17 protein-coding genes are annotated in these 17,556 nt (G+C 68.3%); 11 read left to right on the plus strand and 6 right to left on the minus strand.

The features are described 5' to 3' along the window. Positions 1–8: 8 nt before the first annotated feature. Positions 9–419, minus strand: coding sequence for an acyl-CoA thioesterase (locus ACOTSS_RS00760; RefSeq protein WP_095386936.1), 411 nt, complete (start codon positions 417–419; stop codon positions 9–11). Positions 420–513: 94 nt separating this feature from the next. Continuing rightward, entirely contained in the window at positions 514–984 is a 471-nt protein-coding gene (gene queF, locus ACOTSS_RS00765; RefSeq protein WP_448689664.1) for a preQ(1) synthase, read from the minus strand. A 109-nt stretch (positions 985–1,093) separates the two neighbouring features. On the opposite strand from queF, the gene ACOTSS_RS00770 reads away from it, so the two are divergent. From ACOTSS_RS00770 to ACOTSS_RS00785, 4 genes are all read left to right on the plus strand, one after another. Beyond that, positions 1,094–2,428: a hypothetical protein gene (locus ACOTSS_RS00770; protein WP_448689665.1), complete on the plus strand. Its 1,335-nt coding sequence runs from the start codon at positions 1,094–1,096 to the stop codon at positions 2,426–2,428. Between the two features lie 188 nt (positions 2,429–2,616). Then, the gene (sseA, locus tag ACOTSS_RS00775) at positions 2,617–3,459 is read left to right on the plus strand and encodes a 3-mercaptopyruvate sulfurtransferase (protein WP_448689666.1); all 843 of its coding nucleotides are present in this window, start codon (positions 2,617–2,619) and stop codon (positions 3,457–3,459) included. Positions 3,460–3,671: 212 nt separating this feature from the next. Beyond that, positions 3,672–4,877, plus strand: a complete 1,206-nt coding sequence (gene metC / locus ACOTSS_RS00780) for a cystathionine beta-lyase (RefSeq protein WP_448689667.1) — start codon at positions 3,672–3,674, stop codon at positions 4,875–4,877. After that, on the plus strand, positions 4,874–5,794 hold the full coding sequence (locus ACOTSS_RS00785; RefSeq protein ID WP_448689668.1) for a mechanosensitive ion channel family protein: 921 nt from the start codon (positions 4,874–4,876) through the stop codon (positions 5,792–5,794). The genes metC and ACOTSS_RS00785 overlap by 4 nt, the downstream gene beginning before the upstream one ends. Before the next feature lie 84 nt (positions 5,795–5,878). Here the strand turns inward: ACOTSS_RS00785 and ppa are convergent, their stop codons facing one another. Beyond that, a complete protein-coding gene (gene ppa / locus ACOTSS_RS00790; protein ID WP_448689669.1) occupies positions 5,879–6,415 on the minus strand; it encodes an inorganic diphosphatase in 537 nt (178 codons plus the stop codon). A 210-nt stretch (positions 6,416–6,625) separates the two neighbouring features. Then, complete coding sequence (locus tag ACOTSS_RS00795) at positions 6,626–8,563, minus strand: M61 family metallopeptidase (RefSeq protein ID WP_448689670.1); 1,938 nt, start codon at positions 8,561–8,563, stop codon at positions 6,626–6,628. A gap of 95 nt (positions 8,564–8,658) precedes the next feature. Between ACOTSS_RS00795 and hisS the strand changes: the two genes are divergently transcribed. The 6 genes from hisS (at position 8,659) to ACOTSS_RS00825 (ending at position 16,022) form a co-directional block, all read left to right on the plus strand. Next, positions 8,659–9,906, plus strand: coding sequence for a histidine--tRNA ligase (hisS, locus tag ACOTSS_RS00800; RefSeq protein ID WP_448689671.1), 1,248 nt, complete (start codon positions 8,659–8,661; stop codon positions 9,904–9,906). Further along, positions 9,906–10,976 carry a peptide chain release factor 1 gene (gene prfA, locus ACOTSS_RS00805; RefSeq protein WP_448689672.1) on the plus strand — a complete coding sequence of 357 codons (1,071 nt, stop codon included), beginning with the start codon at positions 9,906–9,908 and terminating at the stop codon, positions 10,974–10,976. The genes hisS and prfA overlap by 1 nt, the downstream gene beginning before the upstream one ends. A 54-nt stretch (positions 10,977–11,030) precedes the next feature. Continuing rightward, a complete protein-coding gene (prmC, locus tag ACOTSS_RS00810; protein ID WP_448689673.1) occupies positions 11,031–11,897 on the plus strand; it encodes a peptide chain release factor N(5)-glutamine methyltransferase in 867 nt (288 codons plus the stop codon). A 252-nt stretch (positions 11,898–12,149) separates the two neighbouring features. Beyond that, entirely contained in the window at positions 12,150–12,944 is a 795-nt protein-coding gene (locus ACOTSS_RS00815; RefSeq protein ID WP_448689674.1) for a DUF4167 domain-containing protein, read from the plus strand. Positions 12,945–13,019: 75 nt separating this feature from the next. Next, the gene (locus tag ACOTSS_RS00820; RefSeq protein ID WP_448689675.1) at positions 13,020–14,447 is read left to right on the plus strand and encodes a DUF4139 domain-containing protein; all 1,428 of its coding nucleotides are present in this window, start codon (positions 13,020–13,022) and stop codon (positions 14,445–14,447) included. 12 nt (positions 14,448–14,459) lie between these two features. Next, complete coding sequence (locus ACOTSS_RS00825; RefSeq protein WP_448689676.1) at positions 14,460–16,022, plus strand: DUF4139 domain-containing protein; 1,563 nt, start codon at positions 14,460–14,462, stop codon at positions 16,020–16,022. Between the two features lie 276 nt (positions 16,023–16,298). Here the strand turns inward: ACOTSS_RS00825 and ACOTSS_RS00830 are convergent, their stop codons facing one another. Both ACOTSS_RS00830 and ACOTSS_RS00835 read right to left on the minus strand, forming a co-directional pair. Further along, positions 16,299–16,694 (minus strand): acyl-CoA thioesterase, encoded by a 396-nt coding sequence (locus ACOTSS_RS00830; protein ID WP_448689677.1) that lies wholly within the window; start codon positions 16,692–16,694, stop codon positions 16,299–16,301. Then, complete coding sequence (locus ACOTSS_RS00835) at positions 16,691–16,993, minus strand: hypothetical protein (RefSeq protein WP_095387374.1); 303 nt, start codon at positions 16,991–16,993, stop codon at positions 16,691–16,693. The genes ACOTSS_RS00830 and ACOTSS_RS00835 overlap by 4 nt, the downstream gene beginning before the upstream one ends. A gap of 126 nt (positions 16,994–17,119) precedes the next feature. Between ACOTSS_RS00835 and ACOTSS_RS00840 the strand changes: the two genes are divergently transcribed. After that, complete coding sequence (locus ACOTSS_RS00840; RefSeq protein ID WP_095387375.1) at positions 17,120–17,545, plus strand: CBS domain-containing protein; 426 nt, start codon at positions 17,120–17,122, stop codon at positions 17,543–17,545. Positions 17,546–17,556 lie beyond the last annotated feature (11 nt).

Here is a 17,556-nt window from a genome sequence, read left to right on the forward strand (position 1 = left end):
CCGCGACGCTAGACTTTTTCGTTCGGGAAGAAGCGCGCGACCACCTCGCTCGCGAGGCGCGCCGGGCGCAGCGTTTCGGCGTCGATGCAGCACCAGCTCGACTTGACCTCGGCGAGCACCTCCTCGCCGCGCTTGATTACCGTTTCGTAGAAGGCGCGCGCGCCCTGCACCTTTTCGAGGATCACCGTCGCGATCACGCGGTCGTCGAGGAAGGCGGGGCGGCGATAGGTGATCTCGTGCTTCAGCGCGACCCACAGATGCTGCGCCACTGCCTCGGGCGGCGCGATCTTGCGCCAGTGGGCGAGCACCGCTTCCTGCACCCAGCTCAGATAATGGGCGTTGTTGACATGCCCCATGAAGTCGATCTGGTCGGCTCCGACGGTGATGTCGTGGTCGTGCGGGGTCGCGGCGGCGGTCATGACGTTGACACTAGTGTCAACAGAGTGTGACGGAAAGATGAAAGTTGCGAAAAGCCAGTATTTCTCTCGTCGCTCGCTTTCGCAGGGGTAACGCTCAGCCTCGTCCGCGATAGGCGGCGACGCCCTGGTCGGGGAGCCACAGGTCGGCGGGCGGCGGGCCCGACTGCCAGAAGACGTCGATCGGGATACCGCCGCGCGGGTACCAATAGCCGCCGATGCGCAGCCACCGGGGCTGCATCTCATCGAACAGGCGCCGGCCGATGCCGACGGTGCAATCCTCGTGGAAGCCCGCGTGGTTGCGGAAACTCGACAGGAAGAGCTTGAGGCTCTTCGATTCGACGATCGTCTCGCCCGGCGCATAGTCGATGACGAGGTGCGCGAAATCGGGCTGGCCGGTCACCGGGCAGAGCGAGGTGAATTCGGGCGCGGCGAAGCGCACCAGATACAGCTCGCCGTGGCGCGGATTCGGCACATAGTCGAGCACCGCAGCCTCGGGTGAGGCAGGAAGTTCGCTCGATTGGCCGAGATGTTTGGGCACGAGCGGGGGATGGCTGGAATCACTCATGGAAACCGTCTAGTGCGGCGCGCGGCCCATGTCATCCGTCGATGACCGGCCGGGTTCAGCGCCCGTTCAAGGCGCGGACGGGATGGAACGATCGGGCCCTGGGCAAGGAATGACGAAGACGAAATTCGGTCGGACAGGCGAAGCGGCGTGCTTGCCGCTGATCGCGCTCGCGCTCGTCGTGGGCGGAATGGCTCCCGCGCGCGCGCAGCAAACGGAGACGCCGTCGCCCGCCCCGACCCCCGCGCCCGCGCCGGGCGGCCTGAGCGATTTCCGCCTGCGCCCCGCCGACGACGGCCGTCAGTCGGGGGTGCAGGGTCCCGCCGACAACGGCCTGGCGCCACTCGCGCCGGGCGAGCGCCGCGGCGTGCCGACTCCCGCGCCGCAGCCGACCGCGCCGCGCATCGTGCCGACCCAGCCGACGCGCGCGACCCCGGCGCCGACTCCCGCACCCGCGCCGGCGCGCCGCGAGGCGCCCGCGCCAACGCGTGCCACGCCCGACAGCGCGCCAGTCGCGGCGGCCCCCGCGACAACGGACGCGGCGCCGACGGGTGCAGCGCCCGCGCCGCCCTCGTCGGCCGATCTGTCGCCATCGGTTGCAGACAGCGGCCCGGCTTCCTCGACTGCCGACGATGTCGCGGCGGTTCCGGCGGCGGGGTCCGATAGCGGCGGCACGCCGATCTGGGCCTGGCTGCTCGCCGCGCTGGCGGCTGTGGCGGCGGGTGTCTGGTATTGGCGGCGACGCCCCGAACTCGCGGGCGGCGTGCCCGACGAGCCTGCGAAGCCGCATACGCCATCGCCCCCCATGCCGCGCGCGGCCACGCCGCCCGTCCGCCCCGCCGCGCCGCCGCCTCCGCGCCCGGTCGAGGCCCCGCGGCCCGCCGAGACCCCGGCCGCCGCGTCGCCGCTCGTCACGCGCCCCGCCGCCGAGCAGCGCGCCGAGGTGGCGATGACACTTGACGTGCGGGCGATTCGCATGACGGCGGAGAATCTGGTCGTCGGTTTCGTGCTCGATCTCGCGAATCGCGGGTCGGTTGCGGCGACCGGCTTGATGGTGCGCATCGCGCTCAACCAGGGGTCGGCGATGCAGGAAGGGGTGGTGATGCGCTTCTTCGACGGTGCGGGAGGCAGCGTGCTGCGCGACGACATTTCGCTCGCCCCCGGGGCGAGCGAGGCGCTGACGACCGAGGTGATGCTGCCCCGCGCCAGCGTCGAGCCGCTGATGATCGGCGGCAAGCCGATGCTGGTGCCGGTGCTCGTCTTCGACGTCACCTATCATTGGGAGGGCGATGCCGACGCCTTCGGGCAGGTCGCCGGCACCTTCGTCCTCGGCCGGGGACCGGCGCCGGGGACCGGCGACAAGCTGGCGCCGCTGCCGCTCGACCGGCCCTCCTACGCCGTCGATCGTCCCGCCGCGCGCGCGACCGCGATGCGGCGCGCACTCTAGCCGTTTCAGGCTTTTCGACCCTTTTCTGTTGCAGCGCAGCATCGGCTGGGGCACAGCAGCCGTGCGCTTGAAAAAGCGCCGGTGGAGGCATAGGCTGATCGTCTTCCCCGGAAAGCAAAGCCGCAGCAGGATGGCCGACGGAGGGACAGGACAACAAGGTTCCCCGCGGGTCGTAACAGGAGCATGACATGGACGCCTTGGTGTCAACGGAATGGCTGGAACGCGAACTGGGGGCATCGGACCTGCGGGTGGTCGATGCGACGAAATTCATGCCCGATGCCGGCCGCGATGCGCGCGCCGAATATGAGGCGGGTCATATTCCGGGCGCGGTGTTCATGGACCTCGCCGAACTCGCCGACGCGAACAGCGCCATCGACAATATGGCGCCACCGGCAGAGAAATTCGCGAGCCGCATGCAGTCGCTGGGGCTCGGCGACGGCAGCCGCATCGTGATCTACGATGACAGCCCGCTGAAGAGCGCGGCGCGCGCCTGGTGGCTCCTCAAACTGTTCGGCGCGCACGACGTCGCGCTGCTCGACGGCGGCCTCGCCAAGTGGAAGGCCGAGGGGCGCCCGCTCGAAATGGGCAAGCAGACGCTGCGCCACCGCCACTTCACCGTGTGGCGCGACGCGAAGGCGGTACGCACCAAGGAGCAGATGCTCGAAAATCTGGCGAACACCGCCGAGCAGGTCGTCGACGCGCGCCCGGCCGCGCGCTTCACGGGCGAGGAACGCGACCCGCGCCCGGGCGTCGCTCCCGGCCATATCCCCGGCTCGGTCAGCCTGCCGCACGGCGCCCTGTTCAACGCCGACGGCACCTGGAAGCAGGGCGACGATCTGAAGGCCGCGTTCGACGCCGCCGGGGTCGACCTCGACAAGCCGCTCGTCACGACCTGCGGCACCGGCATGACCGCGACCGTGGTCGCCTTCGGCGCGCACCTGCTCGGCAAGGACGATGTCGCGGTTTATGACGGTAGTTGGACCGAATGGGGCGCCGACCCGGCGACGCCCAAGGCGACAGGTGCGGCCTGAGCCAGTGGCGTGAAGCGCGGGAGGTGTTTGACCATTCCCGCGCAGCGCTATTTTTGACTCACACAAAGACACAAAGAGGGCAGTTCATGCGCGCTGGGTTCGCGCACGAGCTGCCCTCTTTGTGTCTTTGTGTGAGAATATGAAGGCCCGCTGCGCGCGCCGGGAGGCGCCGGCCACTGGATTTTGTGCCGCGCTCCGCTAACAAGGCGGGCATGAGCAAGAGCGACGATCAAAGCCTCCGCCCCGCGACGAAACTGGTGCAGGGCGGGCGGCGGCCCGAGTGGACGGGCGACCCGCGGCTGGGCGGCGGAGTGGTCAATCCGCCGGTGTGGCGCGCCTCGACCGTCCTCTATGATTCGATCGCCGAGCTGAAGGCGCGGGGGCACGCCACCCACGACAGGCTCTATTACGGCCGGCGCGGCACGCCCACGGTGTGGGCGCTCGCCGACGCGCTGACCGATATGGAGCCGGGCGCGGAGGGGAGCTTGCTCTATCCTTCGGGCGTCGCGGCGATTTCGGCGGGGCTGCTCGCGCTGCTTGCGCCGGGCGACCACCTGCTGATGGTCGACAGCGCCTATGAACCGACGCGGTCGTTCTGCGACGGGATGCTGAAGCGTTACGGCGTGACCACGACCTATTACGACCCGCTCGTCGGCGCCGGGATCGCGGGGCTGATCCGGCCCGAGACGAAGCTGATCTTCCTCGAATCGCCGGGCAGCCTGACCTTCGAGGTGCAGGATATCCCCGCGATCACCGCGCTCGCGCGCGCTCGCGGCGTGCTGACGATGCTCGACAATACCTGGGCGACGCCGCTGCTCTTTCCCGCGCTCGCGCACGGCGTCGACGTGACGATGATGAGCCTCACCAAATATGTCGGCGGCCATTCGGACGCGATGATGGGCTCGCTCACCGCGACCAAGGCGGTGTGGCCGCGGCTGCGGCAGGCGGCGTATCAGCTCGGCCAGGCGGTGTCGCCCGACGATTGCGCGCTGATGCTGCGCGGGCTGCGCACCCTCGACGTGCGGATGCGGCGCCACGGCGAGAATGCGCTCGCCGTCGCGCGCTGGCTCGCCGGCCGGCCCGAGGTCGGGCGCGTGCTCTATCCGGCGCTGCCGGACGACGCGGGCCATGCGATCTGGTCGCGCGATTTTTCGGGCGCGAGCGGGCTGTTCGGCTTCACGCTGAAGGGCGCGGACGATGCGACGCGCGCGCGCTTCATCGACGCGCTCGCGCATTTCGGCATCGGCTTCAGCTGGGGCGGCTACGAAAGCCTTGTCGTGCCGAGCGACCCGGACACGATCCGCACCGCGACCGTCTGGAGCGACCCCAACGCGCTCGTCCGGCTGTCGATCGGGCTCGAGGATCCCGCCGACCTGATTGCCGATATCGAGCGCGGCTTCGGGGCGATGGCGGGATGAGCGTCGAGAGCGGCCTGCGCAGCGGCGTTGCCGAGGTGGTCGCGACGATGAAGGCGCTCGGCCTCGACGTCGGCGACTATCGCCTGTCGCTCTATTCGCTGTTCGCGACGCTCGTCGTCGCGGTGCTGCTCTATGTGGGCGTCCGGCTGGTGCTGCGCGCGATCAAATGGCTGCTGCGGCGCAACAAGCAGATCGACGACACGCAGCGGATATTGACCGAAAAGCTGATCGCGATCGCGCTGTTCATCTTCGCGATGCTGTTCGGCGTCGACCTGCTCGGCATCGACCTGACCGCGCTCACCGTCTTTTCGGGCGCCGCGGGCCTCGCGATCGGCTTCGGGCTGCAGAAGACGGTGGGCAATCTGATCGCGGGGATCATCCTGCTGATGGACCGCTCGATCAAGCCCGGCGACGTGATCGTCGTCGGCGACGCCGCCTCGATGGGGGTGGCGACATTGGGCGGGGTGCCCAATGTGGGGCGCGTCGCGAAGATCGGCGTGCGCGCGGTCAGCGTCGTCACCCGCGACGGCAAGAAGCATCTGATCCCGAACGAGCTCCTCATGACGCAGGCGGTCGAGAACTGGAGCTATTCGAGCCGCGAGGTGCGGGTGCGGATGCGCGTGCCGGTCGCTTATGACAGCGACATCAGGCTGGCGCAGCGCATCATGCTCGACACCGCGAAGGCGAATCCGCGTATCCTCGATCACCCCGAACCCGCGGTGTGGATCACCGCCTTCGGCGAGCGCGCGGTCGAGCATGAGCTGCGCTACTGGATTTCGGACCCCGAATCGGGGCTGGGGAATATCCAGGGCGAGGTGTTCCTGGGGATATGGGACGCATTCCAGGCCGCGGGCATCCGCGTGCCCTATCCGCGGCACGACGTGCGGCTGGTGGAGGCGGGGGCAGGGGAGGAATAGACGTCATCCCGGCGAAAGCCGGGATCTCCATCGTCCTGCCGGAACGATAGCGGCCCCAGCCTTCGCTGGGGCGACGCCCTGTCCTCAGACCCCCTTCGTCTTCGCGCGCGCGATCCCGTCGAGGATGATCTTCTTCGCTTCGTCGACGTCGCCCCAGCCGCCGAGTTTCACCCATTTGCCGGGCTCGAGATCCTTGTAGTGGGCGAAGAAATGCTCGATCTGCTGCAGCACGATCTCGGGCATGTCCTTGTAGGTCCGGACCTTGTCGTAATAGGGGAAGGTCGTGCTGACCGGGACGCAGAGCAGCTTTTCGTCGCCGCCGGCATTGTCCTCCATCCGCAGTACGCCGATCGGGCGGCATTTGACCACCGCGCCCGCGACCACCGACGAGCGCGCGACAACCAGCGCGTCGAGCGGATCGCCGTCGTCGCCGAGCGTGTGCGGGATGAAACCGTAGTTGGCGGGATAGCGCATCGGGGTGTGAAGGAAGCGGTCGACGAACAGCGCCCCCGACGCCTTGTCGAATTCATATTTCACCGGCTCGCCGCCGATCGGCACTTCGATCAGCACGTTGAGGCTGTCGGGCGGATTGTCGCCGGCCGGGATCAGGTCGATGCGCATGGGAGATGTCCTTTGGTGTGGTTTGAAAATCGCGCGCGCCTTAGCCCCATGCGGTGCACAAAGTCGAGGCCGATTAGCCCCTCCCCTTCAGGGGAGGGGTTGGGGTGGGGTCCATTGGCCTTGCGCAAGGCCGACCGCCCCACCCGCTGCAACTAGGCGGCAAGCCGCCAAGTTTCGCTGCCCTCCCCTGAAGGGGAGGGCGTATTGGTGTCAAAGCGCCCGTTTCGGCGCGAACAGGCGGTCGAACCAGTCGGGGCCGGTGCCGGTCCGTTCGAGCCACGGCCAGCGCAGCCCGCCATGATAGTCGATCGCGACGTCGCGATAGCGCCCGCCGCGCTCGACGAGCAGCCGCACCGGGGTCTTGCCGTCGGCCGCCGTCTTGATCGCGGCTTCGAGCCGATCCTTGCTGTAGGCGAGGCCGTCGACCGCGACGATCTTCGTCCCGTTGACGATGTCGGCGCGGAAGGCGGGGCCGTCCCAGAGGATGCCGCCCGCGACGCCGTCCTTGTCGATCGTCAGCCCCAGTGAGTGGGTGAGGTCATAGCCCTTCGACATCGCCATGCGCGCCTTGTCATAGGCGTTGGGCGTGTCGCGCCAGACGATCTTGTAGCCCGCGCGCTCGATGCCACCGACCGGCGCCGGCTGTCCCGGCGTCTGCAGCCGCTGGCGGAGGAAGATCGCCCAGTCGTAGGGGTGGACCGCGTTCAGCGCCCGGACGACGTCGTCGAATTCATAGGTGACCTCACCCCAGTCGCCCTCGCGCCCGCCGAAAAAGCTCCGCGCGAAATCGTCGAGGCTCTTTTTGTTGTTCGTCGCGGTGCGGATCAGCATGTCGGCGTCGAGCCAGACGAGCGAGCCCTCGCTGTAATAATCCTCGTTGCGCGACCAGCTCGGGAAGGGCTTGGGTTTGCGCGCGGCGATCACCGGGTCGAGCGTCGTATCCTCGACCGAGCGCCAGCTCCGCCCCGGCATCGCGGCATAATTGGCGGCGCTCGTCGCCCATTGCGCGAGCGCCATGTCCTTCGACTGCATCCCCGACCGCGCGGCGAGGACGATGTCCCAGAAGCTCGTCTGGCCTTCATAGACCCACAGGAGATTGCCCTGCATCGGGGTGCGGTAGTCGGGAGTCCAGAGCTTCGCCGGGCGACGGTATTTTCCGTTCCAGCTGTGGGTGAATTCGTGCGGCAGCAGCCCGCGCAGCACCTCGCCGTCGCCCCATTTGGTGAAATAGTCGGTCTTGCTGCTGTTCTCGCTGCTGCGATGATGTTCGAGCCCGATGCCGCCGAGCTCGTCGGTCAGCGCGAGGAGGAATTCGTAGCGGTCGAAATGACGCATCCCGAACAGCGCGACCGCCTCGCCGACGAGCGCGGCGTGGGTCGCGATCTGGTCGGGCTTCGCCTCCAGATATTGCGCTTCGTCGGCGACGACGTTCAGCGTGACATTGTGGCCGAGGTCCCATTTGCGGAAATAGCGTCCCGCGAACATCGGGCTGTCGACCAATGTTTCATAGGTGGTGGGCGCATAGCTGTATCGGTTGCCGCTGACCTTCAGCCCGTCGAGCGCGGCGGCGCCCGTCCACCCCTCGGGCAGCGTCACATCGAGCTGCACCGGGATGTCGCGGGTGAAATATCCCGCGGGATAGAGGCTGACCTGTTCCCACTGCAGGTTCATCATCGCCGGGGTGACGACGACGCGGCCCTCGCTCGTCCGCGTCGGCGACAGGAAGTCGAATGCGACGTCGATGCTCTTCGCGCCCTCGGGCACGTCGACGTCGAAGGCGTAGACGTCGGTCGGCTGGCGCGTCCAGGCGAGCGGCTTGCCGCCGGCGCTCGGGCGGAAGCCCGCGAGCTCGGCGATCGCGCCGCGCGGCGCGTGCTTGCCGGGCAGCCATTGCGGGTAAAGGAGGGTGAGCTTGCCGCCCTTCGCGACGGGAATCGTCTGGCGGACGTGGAAGATGCCGCGCGCGACGTCGGTCGCGTCGACCTTCAGCGCCATCGTGCCCGGATAGGGCTTGTCGGCGGGCAGCGGGATGCCGTGCGGCGGCACGACCGGCTGCGGCCGGCTGTTGGCATCCTGCGCGTAAGTAGCGGAAACGAGGGCGAGGGGGGCGGCCAGCAGGGCCGCTGCGACGAACGGTGCCTTTTTCATGGCCGGAGTTACTGCCGCGAAAAGGGCGGCAGGTCCAGCGCGGGGTCTGCGAGGGCCCTTTGCGTTTCGACGAAAAGCCAGTAGACGCCGCCGCCATGAGCAAGGACAAAAGCGCGAAAATCCCGACGCCGCAGCCGGTGCGCGGCACCCAGGACATGCTCGGCGATTTCGCCGACCGCTTCGCGCATGTCGTCGAGACCTTCGAGCGGGTGCGCCGCCTCTATGGCTATAAGCGGATCGAGGTGCCGGTGATCGAGCCGACCGCGGTGTTCGCGCGCTCGCTCGGCGAAACGACCGATGTCGTGTCGAAGGAAATGTATTCGTTCGAGGATCGCGGCGGCGAATCGATCACGCTGCGCCCCGAATTCACCGCGGGGATCGCGCGTGCCTATATCACCAATGGCTGGCAGCAGTTCGCGCCGCTGAAGGTCGCGACGCACGGCCCGCTGTTCCGCTACGAGCGGCCGCAGAAGGGCCGCTATCGCCAGTTCCATCAATTGGACGCGGAAGTGCTGGGGAGCGACAGCCCGCTCGCCGATGCCGAACTGCTGGTGTTCGCCGATCAGCTTCTGAAGGAGCTGGGGATCGCCGAGGGGGTGACCTTGACGCTCAACACCTTGGGCGATGCGGTGAGCCGCGACGCGTGGCGCGCGGCGCTGGTCGAGCATTTCGAAAGCCATTGCGGCGACCTGTCCGAAGACAGCCTCGCGCGGCTCGACAAGAACCCGCTGCGCATCCTCGACAGCAAGGACCCACGCGACCGGCCGATTGCCGACAGCGCGCCCGACATCGATGCCTATCTGACGAGTGAAGCGCAGGATTTCTTCGGCGCGGTCACCGCGGGCCTCGACGCCGCGGGGGTCGCGTGGCAGCGCAACGCGCGGCTGGTGCGCGGGCTCGACTATTATCGCCACACCGCCTTTGAATTCGTCACCGACCGGCTCGGCGCGCAGGGCACGGTGCTCGGCGGCGGGCGCTACGACGGGCTGATCGAGGCGCTCGGCGGGCCGCCGACCCCGGCGGTCGGCTGGGCGGCGGGGATCGAGCGGCTGGCGATGCTGGTTGCCGATGATTGCATAGACAATCGGCTCGACGCGGTGATCGCGGTCGAGGACGACGGGCAGCTTTCGCTCGCGCTGAAGGCGCTCGCGGCGTTGCGCGCGGGCGGCTTCGCGGCGGAAATCGTCGCGAGCGGGTCGCCGCGCAAACGCTTCGACAAGGCGGCGAAGATTCCGGCGCATGCGCTGATCTCCGTCGGCACGCGCGACGGTGCGCCGCACATCAACGTGCGCGGCGACGGCGAGCGGGCGAAGGCGGCCGAGGGACTCGTCCGCGCGCTCTGATGGCCCACGTCTCCGAAAAACAGATCGACGCGATCATCGAACGCCACGCCGCCTTGCAGGCGCGGATGGCGACGGGGGACATGGCGCCCGCCGATTTCGTCGCGGCGTCGAAGGAATTCGCCGAGCTCGAACCCGTCGCCAGAGCGGCGGCCGGGGTCGTGCGCCTGCGCGGTGAGCTCGTGGCGCTGGCCGAGATGCTCGCCGATCCCGAGATGAAGACGATGGCCGAGGAGGAGATCGCGGCGGTCGAGGAGGCGCTGCCCGCGGCCGAGCATGACCTCGCGATCAAGCTGCTGCCGAAGGACGTCGCCGACGAGCGCGCCGCGATGCTCGAAATCCGCGCCGGGACCGGCGGCGACGAGGCGGCGCTGTTCGCGGGCGACCTCCTTCGCATGTACAGCCGCTATGCCGACGCGCAGGGGTGGAAGGTCGAGATCATCTCGGCGAACGAGGCCGAGGTCGGCGGCTACAAGGAAGTCGTCGCGTCGGTCAGCGGGCAGGGCGTCTTCGCGAAGCTGAAGTTCGAGAGCGGCGTGCACCGCGTCCAGCGCGTGCCCGTCACCGAAAGCGGCGGGCGCATCCACACCAGTGCCGCGACGGTCGCGGTGCTGCCCGAGGCCGAGGAAGTCGACGTCGCGATCAACGACAATGACCTGAAGATCGACATCTATCGCGCGAGCGGCGCGGGTGGGCAGCATGTCAACACCACCGACAGCGCGATCCGCATCACGCATATCCCGACCGGCCTCGTCGTGATCCAGCAGGACCAGCGCAGCCAGCACAAGAACCGGGCGAAGGCGATGCAGGTGCTGCGCGCGCGGCTCTATGATCTGGAGCGCGAGAAGATCCACAGCGCCGAGGCGTCGGCGCGCAAGTCGATGGTCGGATCGGGCGACCGGTCGGAGCGCATCCGCACCTATAATTTCCCGCAGGGGCGCGTGACCGACCACCGCATCAACCTGACGCTCCACCGCCTGCCCGAGATATTGGAAGGCGCGATGGACGAACTGATCGACGCGCTGATCGCCGAGGATCAGGCGCAAAGGCTGGCGGGGCTGGGTGATGGTTGAAAAGCCCCTCCCCTTCAGGGGCGGGGTTGGGGTGGGGTGTGCGAGTGTTGCGCCATGCCGCTAAACCCCACCCCCGGCCCCTCCCCTGAAGGGGAGGGGAGAGTCAGCGCTGCTCTCCGCGACGCAACCGCGCGGCTCGCCGCCGCATCCGACACTCCGCGCCTCGATGCCGAGCTGCTGATGGCGCACGCCTTGGGAGTCGAGCGCGCGGCGCTGTTGCTCGATCCCGCGCGTTTCACGGTGCCGGCGGGATTCGCGGCGCTGATCGAGCGGCGGCTGGGGCGCGAACCCGTCGCCTATATCGTCGGCAGCCGCGATTTCTGGACGATCCGGCTCAGCGTCGGCCCCGGCGCGCTGATCCCGCGTCCCGACAGCGAGACGCTGATCGAGGCGGCGGTCGATTATTTCGGCGGCCAACCTCCTAGGCGCGTGCTCGACCTCGGGACGGGGCCGGGAACCTTGCTGCTCGCAGCGCTCGCCGAATGGCCGGACGCGACGGGGCTCGGGATCGACGCGAGCGAAGCGGCGCTCGGCTATGCGCGCCGCAATGCGGCGGTACTGGGTTTCGCCGAACGGGCGGAGTTACAGCGCGGCGACTGGGGCGAGGGGATTGCGGGCCAATTCGACCTCATCCTCTGCAATCCGCCCTATATCGCCGCCTCCGAAACGCTGATGCCCGATGTCGCCGATCACGAGCCCGCGGCGGCGCTGTTCGCGGGCGACGACGGGCTTGCCGACTATCGGCGGATCATCCCCGGATTGCCGCGCCTGCTAGCGCCCGGCGGGGTCGCGGTCCTTGAAATCGGGGCGACGCAGCATAAATTGGTAACGTCGCTGGCCGAAGCGGCCGGTTTCGCGGCCCAATGCCGCCAGGACCTCGCCGGCCGCGACCGGGCCTTGCTGCTCACCCCGGCGGCATAACGGCCCGCCAAGAAATCGCTTGGTTTTGCGTTCAAAGCGCGTTAGGGGCGGCTCACAGACCTGATCGGGGTCCCTTTGGCGATGCTGGTGCATCGATACTGGTCCGACGGGTTTGCTTCCCATTTACGGCGCTGGTGCAGGACCTGCGGTCCCGCGCAAGCGGTAGAGGGCAAGGGCCGCGCACGAAGGCGCGGGCGCGACGCACGAATGTTGCGGTCGGCCAAAAGGGGTTTGGCATAGCTTTTCGACAGGATGCTTCAGTTGAACATGAACAACCGGCAGAGCGGTCGCCGTCGCGGCCGCAACAACAACAGCAACAATAACCGGTCGCAGTCGGGCGGGCGCGGTGGCGTCGACCAGGCGAACCGGATCGACAGCCGGGCGCGCGGCAACGCCGTCCAGATGATCGAGAAATACAAGAATCTCGCGCGCGACGCGCAGCTTTCCGGCGACCGGGTCCAGACCGAATATTATCTGCAGTTCGCCGACCATTATTTCCGCGTCCACAGCGATTTCCGCGCCCGCCAGGAAGAAAAGGCGGCGCAGAACGGCCAGGAGCGCAGCCACGACCGTAGCCGCGAAGTGCGCGGGGTCGAGGATTTCGACGGTCACGACGACAGCGATCTCGACACCGACAGCGAAACCGAGCGCAGCGACGAGCGCGACAGCCGCCAGCAGGGCGGACGCGACCGCCGCGACGAGGACGACAATCGCGGTAACCGCCAGCAGCAGGGCCGCGGCCGCCGCGACCGCGAGCAGGACCGCGCCGAGCGCGACGAACCGCGCGACACCGAATCCGGCGACGCCGAAGAGGCCGCGGAAGCGGCGCCCGCGCCGCGCACGAGCCGTCGCGGCCCGCGCCGCGCTCGTCCGCAGGACGAGGGCGAAGGCGATGCCGGCATCGATACCGCGGTGCTGCCGCCGGCGATCGGCCGCGGCGCCGAAGCCGCCGAGCCCGAAGGCGACGACGCGGCGCCGGCCCCCAAGGCCCGCCGTCCGCGCCGCACGCTCGCCGCGCGCGGCGCCGGGGTCGAAGCCGCCGAATAAGCCCGCGATTTCGCGCTGGTTTTTGGCGCGGACATGACATAGCCTTCCCGCACGGACATCGGCGGGAGGGTGAATATGCGCGCTTGGACAAGGCTTTGCGTGCGGGCAGCGACGATCGGTGCCCTGGTCCCCGTCGCGGCGGCGGCGCAGGATCCCGCGCAGGGCAATGCGCAGGGCGACCTTGCGGTCACCATCTACAATGGCGGCCAGTCGCTGGTTCAGGATATCCGGCAGATCAGCATTCCCGCCGGCCGGTCGCGCCAGGAGTTCCCAGACGTGTCGGCGCAGATCCGGCCGCAGACCGTCTCTTTCGCCGCCGACGGCACGGCGATCGTCGAGCAGAATTTCGATTACGACCTGCTCTCGCCGAACGCCCTCATGCAGAAGGCGGTCGGCGAGATGGTGACGCTGCTGCGGGTCAACCCCGCCACCGGCGCCGAAACCCGCGAGCGCGCGAAGGTGCTGGCGGTCAACGGCGGGGTGGTGCTGCAGATCGGGTCGCGGATCGAGATTTTGCGCGACGACGGGCTGCCGGTGCGGGTGATCTTCGACAAGATACCACCGAACCTGCGCGCCAAGCCGACGCTGTCGATCACCGTCGAGAGCGATCGCGCGGGGACGCGCCCGGCGACGCTATCCTATCTGACCAGCGGGCTCGGCTGGGCGGCCGACTATGTGTCGCTCTATGACGAGAAGGCGGGGACGATCGACGTCCAGGGCTGGGTGACGCTGACCAACACCACCGGCACCACCTTCGACAATGCGCGCACCCTGCTCGTCGCCGGGACGCCGGCCGGCAGCGGCAATGCGAGCATCGGCGCCGCACCGCGCTATCGCCCGACGCCGCCGACCAATCTCCGCCGCGCCGGTACCGAAACCGCGCCGCGCGAGCAGCTCGGCGACTATTATCTCTATCCGCTGCCCGAACGCACGACGATCGCCAACGCCCAGACCAAGCAGGTGAGCTTTCTCGACGTGTCGAAGGTGCCGGCGCGCAAGGCCTATGAATATCGGTTCGAGGGCTTCAACAACATGGACGAGCCGCAGAGTGCGGCGAGCGTCATCAAGTTCAGCTCCAGCCGCGAGGGCGGGCTGGGCGACGCCTTGCCCGCAGGGACGGTGCGCTTCTATCAGCGCGACCTGCGCGGCGACCCGCAGTTCATCGGCGAGAACCGCATTGGCCACACCCCGATGGGCAGCGAACTGGGGCTCGCGACCGGCGAAGCGTTCGACGTGAAGGTCAAGGCGACCGTCGTGTCGCGCGAGCGGCGCGCACCCGATGTCTGGCGCACGTCGATGTCCTATCTGGTCACCAACGCCCGCGCGCAGCCGGTGACGGTCGACCTGACCCAGCGCGGGCTCGACTGGTATTGGGACGAGACGCGAATCATCACCGAAAGCCAGAAGAGCGAACGGCTCGACGCCGACGGGACGAAATGGAGCGTGGCCGTCCCCGCCAATGGCGAGACGACGGTCACCGCCACCTTCGAAACGCGGTACTGACGCCGCAAGGCGATGCGCGGTCTCGCTTCCTTCCTGCTGCTGTTCGCCGCCGCCCCCGCGGCCGCGCAGCCGGTGGTGACGTCGACCGCCGCCGATTCACTGTCGGTCAGCGTCTTTCGGGATCCCGAGCGCGGAGAGGGCGGCGAGATCGATCTCGACTGGCTGAACGGCTTTGCCCTGATCTCCGAAAAGCGCACCATCGATCTGCCGGCGGGCGAATCGGTCGTCCGCTTCGAAGGCGTGGCCGAAGGGATGGTCGCGGTGAGCGCGATCGTTACCGGGCTGCCCGGCGGCACGGTGCAGAAGAATCGCGACGCGGCGCTGCTGTCGCCCGCCAGCCTGCTCGACGGCAGCCTGGGCAACCGGGTCCATCTCCGCCGCACCGACCGGGCGACGGGCCAGGTGCGGGAGGAAGACGCGATCATCCGCTCGGGCCCAGGCGGTGCCGTCGTGCTGCAGACCCCCGCGGGGTTCGAAGCGCTCCGCTGCTCGGGGCTGCCCGAAACGCTGATCTATGATCGCGTGCCGCAGGGGCTGACCGCCAAGCCGACGCTGTCTGTGACGACGCGCAGCCCGGCGGCGCAGCGCGCGACGGTGACGCTGACCTATCTGTCGACCGGGTTCGACTGGACGAGCAGCTATGTCGCGCGCGTCGGCGCCGACGGCCGGACGCTCGATCTTTTCGCATGGCTGACCGTCGCCAACAGCAATGGCGAGAGCTTTCCCGACGCCAGCCTCTCGGCGCTCGCGGGGACGTTGAACGTCGAAAGCGATTTCGACGCGCTGGTCGCGGCGCCACCGGCTCCGCAACTGCGCCTGTCCTGCTTCCCGCTCGGCAGCGGCCGCAACGGAGTGCGGCCGCCACCCCCGCCGCCGCCACCGCCCCCGCCGCCGATGGCCTTCGAAGGGGGGCAGGAGATCGTCGTCACCGGGATGGCGCGCCGGACGGCGCTGGATATGGCGTCGCCGGTCGCGGTCGTCGCGTCGCAGGAGGATCTGGGCGACCTCAAGCTCTATCGCGTGCCGATTCCCGTGACGGTCGCGGCTAACGGGCAAAAGCAGGTCGCGCTGCTGATCAAGGACAAGGTGCCGTTCGAGACCGTCTATCGCCTGCGCACGCAGATCGGCAGCGAAAGTGACGAACAGCCGAGCGAGATCGTGCTTCGGATGCAGAACCGCGAGTCGGCGAAGCTCGGCGTCCCGTTGCCGAGCGGAGAGGTCGCGGTGTTCGAGCAGGCGCAGGGCCGCGAACTGCTCGCGGGCGAGGGGATGATGCGCGATCATGCGGTCGGCGAGACCGTCAATCTGGTGATCGGCGAAAGCAGCCAGGTGCGCGTCGATATCGACGAATCCTATGAGGAGCGGAAGCGCCGGCGGAGCTATCGCGCCACGGTGTCGAACGCGAACCCGTTCGCGATCCATTTCGAACTCGGCTTCAACTATTATGCGGACACGGCGCTCGATTCGCGGGTGCGCAAGCTTCCGCGCAAGGACGGGCTGCCGACCTGGATCGTGCGCGTGCCCGCGAATGCGGCGCGCACCTTCGACTATCGCGTCACCGAAACCGAGGATTAGGGTTCCGACCCTAGGGTCAGGACCCATTGATTCCGCGTTCGAGGTTTGAAGCGATTTTGCTCAGGGCGAGGAGGCAAGGCGCAGGAATATGTCGATATTTCAAGACTTGCCGACGAAGCCATGGGCAAAATCGGTCAAATCCCGCAGGGACGCCGAAATGGCTTCGATCTCGGGCCCGCGCGGCCTTGCGGGTAGCGATGCTACCCGCTGCACCCGCCCAGACCCGATATCTTCGCCATTTCGACGCCTCGAACGCGCAATTAATGGGTCCTGACCCTAGGCCGGCGGCAGCGGTCTTGGCCGGTGATTCTCGTCGAGTGCGACGAAGGTGAACAGGCCTTCGGTCACCTTGACCTCGGTCTCGCCGCGGTCGCGCGTCGCGATCACCTCGATACGGATGCCCATCGAGGTGCGGCCGCGCTTTTCGAGATGGGCGTAGACCGAGATGATGTCGCGCAGCAGGATCGGCGCGATGAACTCCATCGCCTCGATCGCGACGGTGGCGGTCGCGCCCTGCGCGACCCGCGCCGCGACGATGCCGCCCGCGATGTCCATCTGGCTGAGCACCCAGCCGCCGAAGATATGGCCGTTGCTGTTGATGTCGGCGGGCGCCGGGACGACGCGCAATATCGGGTCGGGGCGCTGCGGCAGATTGTGGATGCCGTCGGTCATGGCTGCAGGTCCGGATCGTCCTTGAAGGGGTCGTCGATCGCCTCGTCATGGCCGCTGCCGCTCGACAGGAAGACGAGGCCCATCAGCGCCGCGCCGAGCATCACCGACAGGCCGACCCCCGCCGCGGTGGCGATGATCATGTGGATGGTCAGCGCGTCGCCCATCGACCAGCGCAGATAGCCGAGCGCGCCGACGACCGCGAGCAGCGAGACGATCGCCATGCCGCGCATCAGCCGGCGATAGCGGGCCCAGGCGATTTTCGACGCGCCGTCGTCGTCGAGGGGGGAGCGTTTGACCATGATGCCGCTTCCATGAACCATGCGGGCGCCGAGGCCAAGGGCGAATGCCGCGGCGCCTGTTTCGGCTTCGCAGCGAATCATGGTAGGATGGCGACGATATCGAAGCGACAGAGGGAGCGGCAGCATATGACGATCGGAGCGATCTTGCACGGGCGCACGGGGCCGGTGATTTCGGCGCGGCCCGCCGATTCGGTGCGGGCGGTGGTCGACCTGCTCGCGCAATATCGCATCGGCGCGGTGCCGGTGGTCGAGGGCGATGCGATCGTCGGCATCTTTTCCGAACGCGACCTTGTCCGGCTGATGTCCTCCTATGGCCCCGACGCGCTCGACCGCAGCCTCGACGAGGTGATGACCAAATCGCCGGTGACCTGCGATTCGGGCATGGCGGTGATCGGGGCGCTGTCGCAGATGACGCAGAAGCGTATCCGCCATCTGCCGGTGGTCGACGGCGACCGGCTCGTCGGCTTCGTGTCGATCGGCGACCTCGTCAAATATCGCATCGACATGATCGAGGCCGAGGCGGCGGCGATGCGCGACTATATCGCGTCGTGATTCGGTTTTTT

It is taken from the genome of Sphingopyxis sp. NJF-3, from assembly GCF_053514865.1.